This window comes from Chryseobacterium viscerum, assembly GCF_025949665.1.
Lineage (GTDB): Bacteria > Bacteroidota > Bacteroidia > Flavobacteriales > Weeksellaceae > Chryseobacterium > Chryseobacterium viscerum_A.
On sequence record NZ_JAPDFT010000001.1, the window covers coordinates 2,072,302 to 2,087,412 of the forward strand.

14 protein-coding genes are annotated in these 15,111 nt (G+C 37.2%); 5 read left to right on the forward strand and 9 right to left on the reverse strand.

All coding sequences use genetic code 11. The features are described 5' to 3' along the window. Positions 1 to 25 precede the first annotated feature (25 nt). Positions 26 to 1,321: a cryptochrome/photolyase family protein gene (locus OL225_RS09460; RefSeq protein WP_047375184.1), complete on the reverse strand. Its 1,296-nt coding sequence runs from the start codon at positions 1,319 to 1,321 to the stop codon at positions 26 to 28. Positions 1,322 to 1,498: 177 nt separating this feature from the next. On the opposite strand from OL225_RS09460, the gene OL225_RS09465 reads away from it, so the two are divergent. Beyond that, positions 1,499 to 1,741, forward strand: coding sequence for a hypothetical protein (locus tag OL225_RS09465; RefSeq protein ID WP_047375186.1), 243 nt, complete (start codon positions 1,499 to 1,501; stop codon positions 1,739 to 1,741). 163 nt (positions 1,742 to 1,904) lie between these two features. On the opposite strand, the gene OL225_RS09470 is transcribed toward OL225_RS09465, so the two are convergent. From OL225_RS09470 to OL225_RS09480, 3 genes are all read right to left on the reverse strand, one after another. Continuing rightward, positions 1,905 to 2,669: a hypothetical protein gene (locus OL225_RS09470; protein WP_264518071.1), complete on the reverse strand. Its 765-nt coding sequence runs from the start codon at positions 2,667 to 2,669 to the stop codon at positions 1,905 to 1,907. Beyond that, on the reverse strand, positions 2,666 to 3,160 hold the full coding sequence (locus OL225_RS09475) for a MarR family winged helix-turn-helix transcriptional regulator (RefSeq protein WP_047375190.1): 495 nt from the start codon (positions 3,158 to 3,160) through the stop codon (positions 2,666 to 2,668). Before OL225_RS09475 ends, OL225_RS09470 begins: the two co-directional genes overlap by 4 nt. Positions 3,161 to 3,258: 98 nt before the next feature. Then, positions 3,259 to 4,107, reverse strand: a complete 849-nt coding sequence (locus OL225_RS09480; RefSeq protein ID WP_264518072.1) for an AraC family transcriptional regulator — start codon at positions 4,105 to 4,107, stop codon at positions 3,259 to 3,261. Between the two features lie 71 nt (positions 4,108 to 4,178). Here OL225_RS09480 and OL225_RS09485 point away from each other — a divergent pair, with 71 nt between their 5' ends. Both OL225_RS09485 and OL225_RS09490 read left to right on the forward strand, forming a co-directional pair. Further along, a complete protein-coding gene (locus OL225_RS09485; protein WP_264518073.1) occupies positions 4,179 to 5,567 on the forward strand; it encodes an MFS transporter in 1,389 nt (462 codons plus the stop codon). 26 nt (positions 5,568 to 5,593) lie between these two features. Further along, positions 5,594 to 5,983, forward strand: coding sequence for a hypothetical protein (locus OL225_RS09490; RefSeq protein ID WP_264518074.1), 390 nt, complete (start codon positions 5,594 to 5,596; stop codon positions 5,981 to 5,983). Positions 5,984 to 6,043: 60 nt separating this feature from the next. Here OL225_RS09490 and OL225_RS09495 read toward each other — a convergent pair whose 3' ends face one another. The 3 genes from OL225_RS09495 to OL225_RS09505 form a co-directional block, all read right to left on the reverse strand. Continuing rightward, on the reverse strand, positions 6,044 to 6,694 hold the full coding sequence (locus OL225_RS09495) for an HD domain-containing protein (RefSeq protein ID WP_047375199.1): 651 nt from the start codon (positions 6,692 to 6,694) through the stop codon (positions 6,044 to 6,046). Positions 6,695 to 6,785: 91 nt separating this feature from the next. Further along, a complete protein-coding gene (locus OL225_RS09500) occupies positions 6,786 to 7,643 on the reverse strand; it encodes an AraC family transcriptional regulator (RefSeq protein ID WP_264518075.1) in 858 nt (285 codons plus the stop codon). 121 nt (positions 7,644 to 7,764) lie between these two features. Continuing rightward, complete coding sequence (locus OL225_RS09505) at positions 7,765 to 8,922, reverse strand: MFS transporter (RefSeq protein WP_264518076.1); 1,158 nt, start codon at positions 8,920 to 8,922, stop codon at positions 7,765 to 7,767. Between the two features lie 193 nt (positions 8,923 to 9,115). On the opposite strand from OL225_RS09505, the gene OL225_RS09510 reads away from it, so the two are divergent. Next, positions 9,116 to 9,727 (forward strand): GNAT family N-acetyltransferase, encoded by a 612-nt coding sequence (locus OL225_RS09510; RefSeq protein ID WP_264518077.1) that lies wholly within the window; start codon positions 9,116 to 9,118, stop codon positions 9,725 to 9,727. A gap of 60 nt (positions 9,728 to 9,787) precedes the next feature. Here the strand turns inward: OL225_RS09510 and OL225_RS09515 are convergent, their stop codons facing one another. Together OL225_RS09515 and OL225_RS09520 are read right to left on the reverse strand one after the other, a co-directional pair. After that, on the reverse strand, positions 9,788 to 10,702 hold the full coding sequence (locus tag OL225_RS09515) for a helix-turn-helix domain-containing protein (RefSeq protein WP_047375206.1): 915 nt from the start codon (positions 10,700 to 10,702) through the stop codon (positions 9,788 to 9,790). Between the two features lie 77 nt (positions 10,703 to 10,779). Continuing rightward, on the reverse strand, positions 10,780 to 11,577 hold the full coding sequence (locus OL225_RS09520; RefSeq protein WP_264518078.1) for an SDR family oxidoreductase: 798 nt from the start codon (positions 11,575 to 11,577) through the stop codon (positions 10,780 to 10,782). 134 nt (positions 11,578 to 11,711) lie between these two features. On the opposite strand from OL225_RS09520, the gene OL225_RS09525 reads away from it, so the two are divergent. After that, on the forward strand, positions 11,712 to 15,053 hold the full coding sequence (locus tag OL225_RS09525; RefSeq protein WP_264518079.1) for a DEAD/DEAH box helicase: 3,342 nt from the start codon (positions 11,712 to 11,714) through the stop codon (positions 15,051 to 15,053). The last annotated feature ends 58 nt before the right edge of the window (positions 15,054 to 15,111 follow it).

Consider the following 15,111-nt stretch of genomic DNA (forward strand, 5'->3'; position numbering starts at 1 on the left):
GGGCATTTTGCTGATATTATGTGAATTATGCCAATGCCTTTTTGTATTCAGATAAAGCTCTTTCACGGGCAAAAGTATGCTCTACTATAGGAGAAGGATATGCTGGCGTATTCCATTCCGGAAGCCATTTTTTTATATAAAGCAGGTCTTTATCAAATTTTTCAGTCTGAGCCGTCGGATTGAAAACCCTGAAATAAGGAGCTGCGTCACAACCGCTGCCTGCCGCCCACTGCCAGTTTCCATTGTTGGCAGACAGATCATAATCATTGAGTTTTGAGGCAAAATAGGCTTCACCCCAACGCCAGTCGATCAACAAATGTTTACAGAGAAAGCTCGCCACAATCATCCTCACACGATTATGCATATATCCTGTCTGGTTAAGCTGCCTCATCCCGGCATCTACAATGGGATATCCCGTAGTTCCTTCACACCAGTGTTTAAACTCTTCTTCATTGTTACGCCAGTTGATATTATCATATTGTTTTTTAAAAGAGTGATGTACCACCTGCGGAAAATGATACAAAATCTGCATAAAAAACTCACGCCAGATCAATTCTGAAAGCCATGTCGCATTATGATTCAATGCAAAGGCAATACATTTCCTGATGCTGATTGTTCCAAAGCGCAAAGCGATTCCCAGCTGTGTGGTATGCTGTAAAGCCGGATAATCACGGTATTGATCATAATTGTCTATAATAGAAACATCCAGAAATGGTTTTGTAAAATCAATTTCAGTTTTTTTGAAACCTATTTCCTTTAAAGTAAGAATATCAGAATATTCCTGTGAAAAGAGATTGATAAGATTTAACTCAACAGATTTATAATGTTCAGGAGTTAATGCTTCCTGCCACTTCTTTGCAAAAGGAGTGTAAACGGTGTAAGGTGAACCATCTTTTTTAATAATCTGGTCTTTATCAAAAATTACCTGGTCTTTATAGGCTTTAAAAGGAATATTCTTTTCTGTGAAAAAATAATAGACTTCTTTATCTCTCTCAATTGCCCGAGGTTCATAATCCCTATTGCAGAAAACGCCCTGAATATGATATTCTTCGGATAATTTCCTGAATATCTCTATGGGTTTACCATAATATACATTAACTCTTGAATGATACTTTTTCAATGAAATATTAATATCCATCAAAGCCTGATGGATATAATCAACCCTGCGGTCTTCTTTATCTTCCAGCTTTCCAAGAATATCAGTATCAAATATAAAAACGGGCATTACCGGATCATCAGACTGAAGTGCGTGGAAAAGACCTACATTGTCTTCCAGCCTTAAATCACGTCTGAACCAGAATAGGGTAACTTTATGTTTCATGTAATTCAAACTACTTTATCATTCTATCGTTATAATACATTTCATAACTACGGATAAAGATACAGATTTTACTAAATAGAGTTTTTAACACGTCACATTATTCAGCTCTGGTATTGAGCTATGATGAATATCAATTAAAATTTTCCGACATTTGTCAGATAAATAGATATCCCAGCAATGGAAGAATTTGAAGTACCGGTAACCTATAAGGGTAAAGAACTGCTTTTCAACGGAAAGCTTGCTACATTCTCTTATGGATATAAATTATATGTAGATGTAGATGGAACTGAAGTTGTTATTGAACGTGATGATCACGGTGACTTAAGAGCTCTCCTTCCGGATGCCGCTTCGGAAAAAAATATAGATAAAGGTCTTATAGAAGCAATTATTGAAGTATTTAGAGAACTTCAGGTTTTATGATGATCTGTTGTGAATAAAAAGTCGTCTCAAAAGTTAAACAATTTGGTTTCTGTCATTCTGACGAAGGAAGTATCTCATTAATAACCAAACATATGAGATTCTTCATTACATTTCACTACATTCAGAACGACATCTTGGAGACCATCTTTTTCATTTAATCTGTTTATTCGAAGACTACATAATTTACCTTATCTACACCCGTATTTCCCGTTTTTTCATGATAAGCATACAGCACGAGCTCATAGTTTCCCGGAGAACTGATGCTATGACTTCCTTCAAAAAGATTGGTTGAAACCAGTGACATGTCTATATTTTTTACAAATTTTCCGTCTTTTTTCAGAATTCCTTTCACTTCAATCTCATCGGAATTCCATACACCTCCTTTATCTATGACACATCCGCACATCATGACAATATTAGCCTGAAACAGGAAAGGTTTATCTTTAATACTGTTCAATGCAATATATTGATGCGTTCTAGGTTTCAGAATATCAATAATGTATCCCGGAATTTCAAGGATAATACCTTCTCCTAAAATATGTTTCCCGGGAATCAGCCATAGCTCTGTGCTTACAACCGCCTGAGCCTGTTTGCTGTTCAAAGGAGAAATCACTTCTATGTTCACGAATGTAGGTTCATCAATATCCACTGCAGCCATAAAACCTCCGGTCTGTGCGTCTGTGATTGAGTTTCCTCTGACTTTGGGCGTTTTCATAATCAGATCTGTATTTCCGGTACTTCCTGTTGTATTTCCTTCTGCCAGAATTCTTTGATTGAGTTTGTTCCTGATGATGATATGAGCCCCGCCCAATGAAGTTCCTATAAATTTGGCATCTCTCGCTTTTGCTCTTATCATGATTTTTGTTTCCGTTGCCGAAATCATAAGATTGGAAAAAAGAAATGCTGTGATGAGAATTAATGCTTTCATGATTTGATTGATTTTAAATATTCATGTTTAAACCTATGATGGAAAGATTCTTCTTTTAATTCCTGATCAATATGATCCAGATAAGTAAAAATCCCCAGATCTTCTGATAATACTTTCAGGATTGTCTTTTCACAACTGTCCCAGATCTGCTCCAACTGAGGAAGCATTTCAATGGCTTTTGGAGATAGTGAAATGATCTGCTTTCGTTTATCCACACTGTCTTTTTTAATGATGAGATAACCATTTTCATTCATTTTTTTGACAATAACTACAACTGATGGGTGTGAATATCCCAGCGGTTCAGCAATATCGGTAATTGAAATTTCACCCTTTTTTTTCAGCAGCATAAAGACCAGATACCAATTGGGCTCAACATCAATTTCAAATTCTTTATAAAATTTCCGAACATCATGGGACATCCTGTCACTGATTCTTTTCAGCCTGCTGTCCAATGCTTTATATCCTAATTCTTTAATAAAGTCAAAATCCATCTGAAATATATTTACAACAAATATATAAAATATAAAGTCAACTATATAGTTGACTTTATATTTATTTTTACTGAATTAAAAATCTTAATAAAAAAGGGCTATTTGAAGTTTCTCCTGTATTCACCAGGTGTCACTCCCCTGTATTTCTTAAAAAGTTTGGAAAGATGGCTTTCATCACTAAACTGGAGTTCATAAGCAATTTCACTCAATCGGATGCTGCTGTATTTTAGATACGTTTCTACCAATTTTAATCTATAGTCCAGCAGATAATCCTGATAGGAAACTCCTGTTTGCTGTTTAAAATACTCTCCGAAATAATTTCCGGAAATTCCGAAATGCTCAGCAATAGTCTGAATTCCGGTTTTTTCACGATCCTTGATATGTTGTTGAATATAAGTGATGATCTTCATTATTGAAAAGGCTTTGCGATTTTCCTGAAGGTCAGAAGTTTCACTCTGAATGATATTTCGGGCAATCAGATTAAGAAGGATTGACATACAGTTTCGGATAATAAGATAATCTTCCGCTTTGTTTTTAAATTCACGGGTGATCTGAAGAATAAGAGTTTCAGCAAAATGTTCATCATTTTTATTGCGGAAAACACATCCAGCTCTGGCGTGGTAATTATTGCTGATATACTGCAATTTGTACAAATTTTCACAACTTTCAATTCGGTCTGCTTCCAAACGGATTTTATCGATAAACTCAATTGGACACTGAATACTGATAAGCTGAGCGGCTTCACTTTGAAAGCGGTATACTTCCTGCTGTGGAATAATGAAAAGCTTACCCTGCGAGAACTCAATACTGCGATCATCATACACAAGTGTACCTTTGCCTTTGGCGATATAAATGAATGAGAGAAAAGTCTTTGTTTTAAACACGGTTTCTCCCTCTTTCAATGTTATTTCTCTTACATCAATTCCTTCAAGATGCAGTCCTTTCATTACACACTGGTTTTTCCTCCAAAAGTACAATTTTAACAGAACATAAAGCGGGTACTTTTGCATAAAAAAATATGAATATACATCCGAAACGGTGGCAGGCACTCAATTTTCTGATCACAGGTGCTTTTCTCTCGCCTCTGGATTATTTTATTGTAAATATGGCTTTGCCGTCTATCAAAAAAGCATTCAGTGCCAGCGATCATCAGCTTCAGATGGTTATTGCTATTTATGGGCTTACTTATGCAGCGCTTGTTGTTTGTGGCGGACGGCTGGGTGATATTTACGGCCGTAAAAAAGTGTTTATATCAGGGTTATATACTTTCCTGTTTTCATCCCTCGCCTGTGCATTTTCTCCTGATATTACATGGCTGATCATTTTCAGACTGTTTCAAGGGGTCGGAGCATCACTGCTGGCTCCTCAGGTACTGGCTTCTATAAAGGATCTTTTCAGTAGTCAGGAGCAGCCTAAAGCAGTAAGTCTTTTCAGCTCGGTATTTGGTCTTGCTTCTGTGGTTGGACAATTGCTTGGCGGAGTTCTTTTAAGCATGCATTGGGGAAGTTTTTCATGGGAAATGGTATTTCTTGTGAATGTACCGATTACGATTATCTGTATTCTGGGTGTACATTTTACCATGAACAATGATAATAAGAAAGACGAGAACGGAATTGACTTTACAGGAACTTTATTATTAATTCAGGCTTTGCTTATGCTTATCTGTCCTCTTATTTTTGGACAAAAATTTGAATGGGCATGGTGGATTTTTGGAATTCTATTTACCGGAATCTTCTTATCAATCATGTTTCTAAAATACGAGATAAAGCAGCTGAAAAAAAATCGTCCGGTACTTGTAGATCCGGCACTGCTGCAGCATAAACCTTTTGCATTAAGCCTTCTGATCATTTTCTTTTACAATTTTACCGCAGGTTTATTCATTTGCTATCCTTATTATTTGCAGCAGTTTCTTCATAAGAATTCAATGGAGACAGGATTGGCCATTATTCCTTATGGGCTTGCTTTTTTCCTGGGACCTTTGATTACCAGCCGGATAAAACTGAGCACTGCTAAAATGATTTACGTAGGATTGGGATTATTGATGACAGGTTTTGTGATAAGTGCAGTTGCTTTTTATTTTCAGCAAAAACCATCTTTAATCACTCATATCTCTTTGTTTATAGCCGGATTCGGGCATGGCACCATTATGCCGGTTATGATGCGGACAGCCATTTCTCTGGTTTCGAAAGATAAAGCGGGACAGGCTTCCGGTCTGGTAAGCATCGGCATTCAGATTGGCAGTGTGACCGGAGGAGCTGTTATTGGAACATTATTTTTTAATCTGATAAAAGTTCTGGGATTCTCAGATGCATTCTCAGCGTCTGTAGGAATAATAGGTGTTTTTCAGGTAGTTGGACTATGGGCAGGAAACAGATTAAGAAAATTCATTGATGAAAAACAGGTTTAAATCAATAAATACTATACATTTAAAATATGAACAATACAGAAAAGATCATTTGGGAAATTGAAGAATTTCACAGGAATATTGAAAAATGGTTTCAGGGCAAAACAGAAAATCAGGAAAATCTTTATAAGGAATTATTATCAGGATTCTCTCCATATTTCAAGATGATTAATGGAAACGGAGATATTGTTACTCTACCTATGCTTGGAGACTGGCTACCAACTGTGTTTGGAAAGTTTCCTGAACGCACTATTCGGGTTGAGAATATAGAAACAAATCATTCTGAGTATCATGGATTGGCCACTTATATTGAAACTCAGGTTACAGGAGATGTCACAACCAAAAGAAAATCATCAGCTATCTTTCTGCTGAATGAAGAAAAAGCACTTTGGCTTCATCTCATAGAAAACTGGATATAAATATCCATAATTTTATAACAGCCCTGTTTATCCTTGGATATTCAGGGCTGTATAGTTTGCTTATTCAGACCACGGCGAATGTAAAATACAGTCGCAGAAGTTTTTTCTTTGGAAATTCGGAATCATGAAGGCGCAAACATCAGCTTTAATATTTCCAAAAGTAGTTTCTGTTTTATGCTCAAAACCACCGAAAAAAGTGGGAATAATTTTCTTTTTAAAATTATTTCTCGGAAAAGCTTTGATAATTTCCTCCCGATTTCCGGTACTCAAGTTTTCATATCCTTCTCCCATCACGTCCAGCCCAACTCCAGAATACATTAAGGCGACTTCATTCTCTTTGTGTTCTGCAATTCCAATAGTGGTGTGAAGCGCGATGGTATCCCAAACGAGCTGAAGCTTATCCTGGGCAATACCATGACCTTTCAAAAAGTCTCTTGCTGCATTGGCTCCGTCTACCTCAAATCTCAGATCAGGACTGCTGTAATGAGAAACAAGTCCCAGATCATGAAACACGGATGCAACATACAACAGCTCTGAATCATGCGCCTTGTTTTCCCGCTTTGCATTTAATGATGAAAACAGGAAAACTCGCAGGGAGTGATTGTAAATAAATTCTGTTCCGTGTTCCAATAGAAGATCCGTTGCTTCTGTGGCAATTTTACTGTCCGGGATGATGATACCCGCAACTTCTTTCATACGATTTACTGACATCTCTTTACATAATTTTATCCAAAGGTATCGTGATTACAGATGCCTGAGAATAGCAATAAATGCCGATGACATGTCAAAATTTCGGTAAAGATTAAACTCCGATATGAATGAAATTACTGCGATAGTTTGCAGGAGATATTGCTGTATTTTTCTTAAAAAAGTGGCTGAACTGTTCTGAGGTACCGAAATTAAGCAGATAAGCAATTTCTTTTACAGAATGAGAACTGAACTGAAGAAGTCTTTTGGCCTCTGCAATAATCTGTCCGTTGATGATTTCTTTTGCGCTTTTATTAGCACATCGTTTACACAGTTCGCTCAATCTCCGTGGGGTAATATTCAGCAGCTCTGAATAGTTATTTACCGCATGCAGAATATGATACTTACTGCTCAACAGCTCCATAAATTTGCGGTAAATGATATAATCCTGACTGTCAAAAGTTTCTTCTTTTACAATTTTTACGTTAGCCAGCTTGATCATGATAATCTTTAAATAAGCAGCCAGCACATCCATTTGATTGGTATAAGATTCAACGTTGTATTCCGTTAGTAAATTTTTAAATAAGTTTAAAAATTCATTTATTTCCGTCTGATCCGGCATTAATTTTTGATTTGCAGCCGCGTTATTAAACAAGACCGCCTTGCAATTACTGGCACTGGAAGGCACTCTTTCCCAAAAACAGTCTCCGAAAGAAATATGATAACCACTAACAGAAGACACTTTTTCAAACCTGCAGATCTGGCCTTTAGCCAATAAAAAAATTTCATGAGCTGCTATATCAAAAGAATGTTCGTCTATCGTAAGTACTCCTTTACCAATTTCAATTATTACAATATGATGATAATTGAGTCTTACCCATTCTTCTGAATATGGAACATCATCCTCCAGCCTTTTTATGGAAAAAGAATTATGAATAGTAGTTTCGGTTACAATTCCTGAGACCGGTTTCATGAAAATAAATTTTTAATAAAGATAAAGAGTATTTTGAATTGCAAGATTAATCAACGATCATAAGCTAAAACATATCAAAAAACTCTTAACTGATGGCAAAATTCCCAGCAAAAGAGATTCATCATGATTTTCTGAATACTTTCATCTGCCCGGCCATTACCGCCAGTAAAATCCCAAAACAGGCAAAAAGACCGTATGAATATCTGAGATCAAAACTTTCAGCAATATACCCGATAAGAGGCGGCCCCATCAGAAATCCTAAAAACGAAATGCTGGAAACAAATGATAATGCAATACTGGGAGCTACCGTACTTACCTTTCCAACTGTACTATAAACGGACGGCACACTCAGCGAACTGCCAAGGCCAATAATCATAAAAGCAATGATACAGATCCACAGTTCCGGGAAGAAAACACTTAGAAAAAGGCCTCCGCTCATCAGAATACCGCAACACTGCAGAACGATCTTTTTTCCATATTTCTCAATGATCCTGTTCCCGATAAAACGACCTAAAGTCATCATTAAAATAAAACTTGTATATCCCAGTATAACAAGATTTTCTGGGGCTTTAACTATAGTTTGAAAATAAACCCCGCTCCAGTCGAACATAGCACCTTCAATCGCCATACTCAGAAATCCTATAATTCCCAAGCCAACCAGTGTAGGATTCACAGCCTTGAATATTGAACGGGTTTGCGGCTCTGCCTTATGGATAATATTGGTCAGATTTCTTTTACTGTAGAACCAAAGTATTCCTACCAGAATAAAAATAACAACAAAATGGTAAAAGGTTCCTACATGAAGGTTGATCATTAATAAACCAACAACAGCCCCTGTAAGCCCCGCAAAACACCAGGCTCCATGGTAAGAAGAAAGAAGGGTTCTTTTCGTTATAGATTCTATTTCAATGGCCTGGGTATTGATTGCTATATTACACATGTTCCCGGAAACTCCAAAGAAGAACAGAACAACACCCAACGTCCAGTAAGAAGGTGATAAACCAATTAACAAAAGAAAAAAAGGATACAGCAAAAAGCATCTTTTAATAATGCCGCTGCTTCCATAGATACTGATCAGTTTTCCGGCTAAAACCATTGTTGAAAGCTGCCCTATCGGCATGAGAAGTAAAAGTGTTCCCAATTGTGCTTCATTGATGGAAAGCGCGGTTTTAATGATAGGAATCCGGCTCGCCCAGGAAGAAAAGACAAGTCCATGGGCAAAGAAAAGTAAAAAACAGGCTGTTGGCATTTTTGCATTAAAAGATTCGCTCTCGTTCATTATAACAGGATGATAAAAATTCCTTCTGCAAATTTAGATAGACACACCCATTAAAATCTAGTTCATTTTTGTCATTTTTATGTTCCATTTTAACCAATAACAGAAATGCACTAGATTGTTATGGTAGAAAATCACTTTGTTTTTTGAACACGGATATTCATTTTTCATTAATTTCGATGTATAAAAATGAATCATGAAAGAAAAATGGATTCCCTATCCGACAGTTTTGAAAGGAGAAACAGTGGAATTAATTCCTCTTGAAAAACTGCATTTTGAAGAATTATATGCTGCTGCTTCAGATAAAGAACTTTGGGAACTGATTCCTACAGACTGTTCAGAGGAAACAATGTTTTATAAAACGTATGAATTTGCTTTGTCAGAAAGAGAAACCGGGAATCAATATCCGTTTATAATACGCTATAAAGAAACCGGAAAACTGATTGGTTCCACCCGTTTTTTTGAAATATATCCGGCAGACAGAAAACTGGAAATCGGATGGACATGGATCACCAAAGAATTCTGGGGAACAGCCATCAACCTTGAATGCAAATTACTACTACTCACCTTCTGCTTCGATGTGCTGAAAACAAACAGGGTACAATTGAAAACCAAAGATGATAACTTCAGATCAAGAAAAGCCATCGAAAAAATCGGTGGTGTATTTGAAGGTATTTTACGCAAAGACAAAGTTCTCAGCGATGGCAGTACAAGAAATGCAGCTTATTACAGTATTTTGGATGATGAATGGGCAACTGCAAAAAACAAAATTGAAGTTTTGATAAAAGAAAAACAAAATCCTGACTAAAAACATTCAAAGTCAGTATAAAAATAAAAACACCCGACATTTGAACCGGGTATTTTTTATCTAATTGAAAGATTGCCTGTAACTCAGAGGAGTTTTATCCGTTTTCTTTTTAAACAGCTTATTGAATGACTGCGGATGCTCAAATCCTAGTGCATATGCTACTTCAGATACAGAAAAACCTGTAGTGGTAAGATATTCTTTTGCCTTTTCAATCAGTTTTTCATGAATATGCTGCTGGGCATTTAATCCTGTAAGGTTGCGAAGCATATCACTCAGATAATGCGGTGACAGATTGAGTGTAGAGGCCAGAAACTCTACTGTAGGAAGCCCTTTATTCAATGTTTCCTGCTGATTGAAATAGTTTTCCAGTACAACATCCATTTTTGTCAACAGATCACTATTTACAGCCTTTCTTGTGATAAACTGTCTTTTATAGAAACGGTTGCTGTAATTGAGAAGAACATCAATATAAGAAACAATAACGTCCTGGCTCACTTCATCGATAGCTGTATTTAATTCATTTCCAATATTATCAAGTAGTCCAGTTATCATTGTTTTTTCCTGATCAGATAAATGCAGCGCCTCATTTGTATCGTAAGAAAAGAAACCAAAGTTTTTGATATTCTTTGCTAAAGGATAGCTTCTGATAAAATCCGGGTGTACCAGTAACGTATAACCGCAGTATTCTGCATTCTCATCAGTGGAAAGAACCTGTCCAGGTGCTGTGAACATCATTCCTCCCTCATTAAAATCATAATATCCCTGTCCATAACCCATTTTTCCAACAGTAGAATATTTATACGAAATTTTATAAAAATTCAGGATAAAGCTTCTCTTGAGCATATCTTTTTTAATGCTCATCTTTGTATTATCCACAAGACTTACCAACGGATGAAGCGGCTTAGGGAGCTGCAACATGTCGTGCAGTTCCGATATGGATGAAATTTTCAGAGGAATGTTATCTTTCTTTTCCATGATATAAAATTATAAATTATTTGATTGAAAAGACAGTATAAATGTGATTTACTTTATACTGTCTTCCAAAAACCTGATTAAATAAACTGTTTGCCAAACTGCTCTCTGAATGCTTCATCACCTAATTCAAGACGCTGTGCATAGATCGCCTTAGCATCTTCTCCGGCTACATATCTCAGCTGCTTTTTACCGTCTGTAGCAACCTCATACACTACTGCTGCAATCTGCTCAGGGGTAGAAGCAGCTTCCATCATTCCTTCCATTTTAGAAAACAGAGAGTTCGTCATATCTTCATAAGCAGGGCTGGATGCTGAGTCCAGAGAGCGGCTTACAAAATCGGTCTTGATTCCTCCCGGAGAGACAGTTTTAATATCAATTCCTAAAGTATTAAGCTCAAAAGCTAAACTTTCGCTCCATCCTTCAAGCGCCCACTTGGTAGCATGATAAGTAGAGCCCAATGGGAATGCAACAAGTCCTCCTATAGACGTTGTAGAAATAAACATTCCTTTTTTCTGTTCTCTGAAGTAAGGAATAAATGCCTGTGTAACACGTATAACCCCTAGTAAATTCGTGTCCAGCTGTTTTACGATTTGCTCATCAGAAAGCGCTTCCAAAGGTCCTATTAAACCATATCCTGCGTTATTGTATACCACATCGATTGCTCCAAGTTCAAGAGCCTGTTTTACTGTAGACTTAATCTGCTCCGGATTGGTAACATCCAATGGAAGTACAGTTACGTTCTCCAAACCTGCAAGATCAGCAGCAGCTTCAGGGTTTCTCATGGTAGCGATTACTCTCCATCCATTGTTTTGAAATAATTGGGCAGTTGCTTTTCCTAATCCTGTAGAAGCACCTGTTATAAAAATTGTTTTCATTTTTCTTTGTTTAAAATTACAGGACAAAGTTCAGCATTAGAAGAAACACAGGAGTTGCCAAAATGGGGTAAGCTGTAGCCAAAACGGATTCTTAAATACATTTGTTTTTTGTAAGTTTGTCTCCATCTATTTTTATGGCAGAATATATTCTTGACAACATCAATATCAGTACACTTTCCGTATATGACCTGCTGAAACATACCTCAGACAGTGCATTTATTGGAATCAGGGATTTTCGCGAAATCTACCCTGCTGCTATTGAAAACAATACAGGAATATTTACAAAGCAATCTTCATTACAGGATTTTCCAATGGTCAGCATCAGCAAGGTTGGCAGTTCATTACTCTGCTCCTGCACGTGTGATAACCAGAAAGACCAGCTTTGTTCCCATCAGGCAGAAATTATCCATTGTATTATTGAGGATAAAAATTACCGCCTTTTTTTTGATGATATTCTCCGTAAAAAAGCCCTTCTCCCCAAAGCCAAAGGATATGGACTGGAAAATGAACCGGATCTGGATCAATATTTTCAGCTTGAATATAGAGAGGGTAAAATTGAAATCCTTCCTAAGATCAAGGAAATGCTTCCTGTAGATGAGGTGATGCTTCAAAGAGATCTTCTTCCTCAGCTTCCTTCCAGACTGGATGAACTGACTGTGTTGGAAACAGGAAAAAAACAGATATTGGTTATCGGTAAGCACCGTTATTATAACCACATGACCTTCTCCCTAATGGAAGCGGAAATAACGCAGACAGGCAAGATCAAAAATCCTGTGACTTCTGTAGATGCCATGCAGTTGATTTGGAAAGCAGAGAAACCCGCAAACATTAAATTTTATACAGCCATTACCTCTTTCCAGAATAATTACAATGAAGATTACAACCCTTCGGAACTGGAAGCTTTAAAACTCATCGTACAGAATCCTCTTCAGCTGGAAGTCTATTATCACGACCGGGAAATTGCAGAAACGGTTTCCGCAAAGTCACTTTCTCACGTTGAATTAAATACTTTAGATGCCGAGGTTCAATTATCTGTATTTAAGAAAGATCCATTTTATGAAATAACCGGAGAATTACTGTTTAATGACATTTCCATTCCTTTCAAAAATATTGTTCTCAGAAATGAGTATTTTGTATATAACCGAAACATTTTCAGCTTTGTAGACGATCCTGACATGCTCAAAGTCATCAGGTTCTTTAAGGCAAATAATGAGATTTTACTGATCCATTCTTCAAAATACGAAGCGTTCATGCAAAACATTCTTTCCGCCATTGAAGAACGTATTCACATCAATTACAACTATATACAACCCGCAACAAAAGTACAGCTTGAAGACAAAAATTATCAGACCGAAAGAGTCGTTTATCTGCGCCAGCAGGAAAATTATATAGGAATCACACCGGTAATGAAATACGGAGACGTAGAAGTTCCTGTGTATTCCCGGAAACAGCTTTTTGATACGGACCAGAATGGAAATCCCTTTAAAATAGAGAGAAATGAATCGGCAGAAGCCCGCTTTACTTCTTTGATCATGCAACAGCACCCTGATTTTGAAGAGCAGATGGACGGCTATCAGTATTTTTATCTTCACAGGGATAAATTCTTGGATAACAACTGGTTTCTTGATGCATTTGAGATCTGGAGGAATGAAGGGATAACGATATTAGGCTTTAACGAGTTAAAAAACAACAAATTAAATTCCCACCGGGCAAAAATCAACATTCAGATTACCAGTGGCCTGGATTGGTTTAATGCTAAATTAAAAGTGGGTTTTGGTCCTAAAGAAGCCTCTTTAAAACAGCTTCACCGGGCGATCCGCAATAAAAGTAAATTCGTTCAGCTGGACGATGGCAGCCTGGGGATTCTCCCTGAAGAATGGATGGAAAAAATAGCCGCTTACTTTCATGCAGGAGAAATTGACGAAGAGCTCTTAAAGATTCCGAAAATTAATTTTACGGAAGTTACCTCATTATTTGAAAAGGAAATCCTGAGCCAGGAAGTTCAGGAGGAACTCACCACGTATTCCACCAAGTTCTCCAAAGTAAAAAATATTCCCAACGTCAATATCCCGGCTGAACTTAACGCTGAACTCAGAGATTATCAGCATGAAGGGCTGAACTGGCTTAATTTTCTTGACGGATTCAACTTCGGAGGGTGTCTCGCAGATGATATGGGACTTGGGAAAACCATTCAGATTATTGCTTTCATTCTTTCTCAGAGGGAAAAACGGGGACACACCACGAATCTTATTGTAGTTCCTACTTCCCTGCTTTTCAACTGGCAGGACGAGATCAGCAAGTTTGCGCCTTCTATAAAAGTCCTGCTGCATTATGGAGCAGACCGGCCAAAGACAACGACTCATATGCCTGATTATGAAGTAGTCCTCACTACTTATGGAATGCTTCTTTCGGACATTAAGTTTTTGAAAAATTTTAATTTCAATTATATTTTTCTGGATGAATCACAGGTGATTAAAAACCCAAATTCGGAAAGATATAAAGCGGCGCGGCTGCTTCAATCGAGAAACAGGATTGTACTGACCGGTACTCCTGTTGAAAACAGTACTTTTGATCTTTACAGCCAGCTTTCTTTTGCTTGTCCGGGACTTTTGGGAAGCAAGCAGTATTTTAAAGATATTTATGCTATTCCTATTGATAAATTCGAGTACAGTAAACGTGCCACTGAGCTTCAGCAAAAGATAAAGCCATTTATCCTCAGAAGAACCAAGAAACAGGTGGCTAAAGAGCTTCCTGAAAAAACAGAAACAGTTATCTACTGTGAGATGAATGCAGAACAGCGCAAAATCTATGACGCTTATGAAAAAGAGCTTCGCGAGTTTATTGCGGCCAATGATGACGATGACCTGAACAAAAACAGCATGCATGTTCTTACAGGACTTACCAGGCTCAGACAGATCTGTAATTCTCCTGTCTTGATGAAAGAGGGATATTCCGGTGAAAATGCCATTAAAATCGAGATTTTGATGGAACAGATCCTTGGAAAATCACAAGATCACAAAATCCTTGTCTTCTCCCAGTTTGTCGGAATGCTGGATCTGATAAAGACTGAACTGAAACGCCATAATATTCAGTTTGAATATCTTACAGGACAGACTAAAGACAGAGGAGAAAAAGTATCAAATTTCCAGAAAAATAAAGATATCCGTGTATTTCTGATCAGTTTAAAAGCTGGTGGTGTAGGTCTTAATCTTACTCAGGCTGATTATATTTATCTCGTAGACCCTTGGTGGAATCCTGCAGCTGAAAACCAGGCTATTGACCGAAGTTACCGTATAGGACAAACCAAAAATGTAATTGCAGTAAGGATGATCTGCTCAAATACAGTAGAGGAAAAAATTCTCACCCTTCAGAAAAAGAAAAAACAGCTGGCTCAGAATCTGCTCACCACAGATGGGAAGAAACTTCAGGGACTCTCTAAACAGGATCTTATGGATTTATTGGAGTCCGGTTCATAATATTTAAATATTTTTTTAAATAAAAAAACCGACAGGTAAAGGACCTGTCGATTAAAAA

Excerpts from the sequence above, each read along its gene's own strand:
- OL225_RS09460 (WP_047375184.1), bottom strand. The coding sequence starts at position 1,321 with ATGAAACATAAAGTTACCCTATTCTGGTTCAGACGTGATTTAAGGCTG.
- OL225_RS09490 (WP_264518074.1), top strand. The coding sequence starts at position 5,594 with ATGAACAATACAGAAAAGATCATTTGGGAAATTGAAGAATTTCACAGG.
- OL225_RS09470 (WP_264518071.1), bottom strand. The coding sequence starts at position 2,669 with ATGAAAGCATTAATTCTCATCACAGCATTTCTTTTTTCCAATCTTATG.
- OL225_RS09500 (WP_264518075.1), bottom strand. The coding sequence starts at position 7,643 with ATGAAACCGGTCTCAGGAATTGTAACCGAAACTACTATTCATAATTCT.
- OL225_RS09525 (WP_264518079.1), top strand. The coding sequence starts at position 11,712 with ATGGCAGAATATATTCTTGACAACATCAATATCAGTACACTTTCCGTA.
- OL225_RS09505 (WP_264518076.1), bottom strand. The coding sequence starts at position 8,922 with ATGAACGAGAGCGAATCTTTTAATGCAAAAATGCCAACAGCCTGTTTT.
- OL225_RS09465 (WP_047375186.1), top strand. The coding sequence starts at position 1,499 with ATGGAAGAATTTGAAGTACCGGTAACCTATAAGGGTAAAGAACTGCTT.
- OL225_RS09485 (WP_264518073.1), top strand. The coding sequence starts at position 4,179 with ATGAATATACATCCGAAACGGTGGCAGGCACTCAATTTTCTGATCACA.
- OL225_RS09510 (WP_264518077.1), top strand. The coding sequence starts at position 9,116 with ATGAAAGAAAAATGGATTCCCTATCCGACAGTTTTGAAAGGAGAAACA.
- OL225_RS09495 (WP_047375199.1), bottom strand. The coding sequence starts at position 6,694 with ATGTCAGTAAATCGTATGAAAGAAGTTGCGGGTATCATCATCCCGGAC.
- OL225_RS09515 (WP_047375206.1), bottom strand. The coding sequence starts at position 10,702 with ATGGAAAAGAAAGATAACATTCCTCTGAAAATTTCATCCATATCGGAA.
- OL225_RS09480 (WP_264518072.1), bottom strand. The coding sequence starts at position 4,107 with ATGAAAGGACTGCATCTTGAAGGAATTGATGTAAGAGAAATAACATTG.
- OL225_RS09475 (WP_047375190.1), bottom strand. The coding sequence starts at position 3,160 with ATGGATTTTGACTTTATTAAAGAATTAGGATATAAAGCATTGGACAGC.
- OL225_RS09520 (WP_264518078.1), bottom strand. The coding sequence starts at position 11,577 with ATGAAAACAATTTTTATAACAGGTGCTTCTACAGGATTAGGAAAAGCA.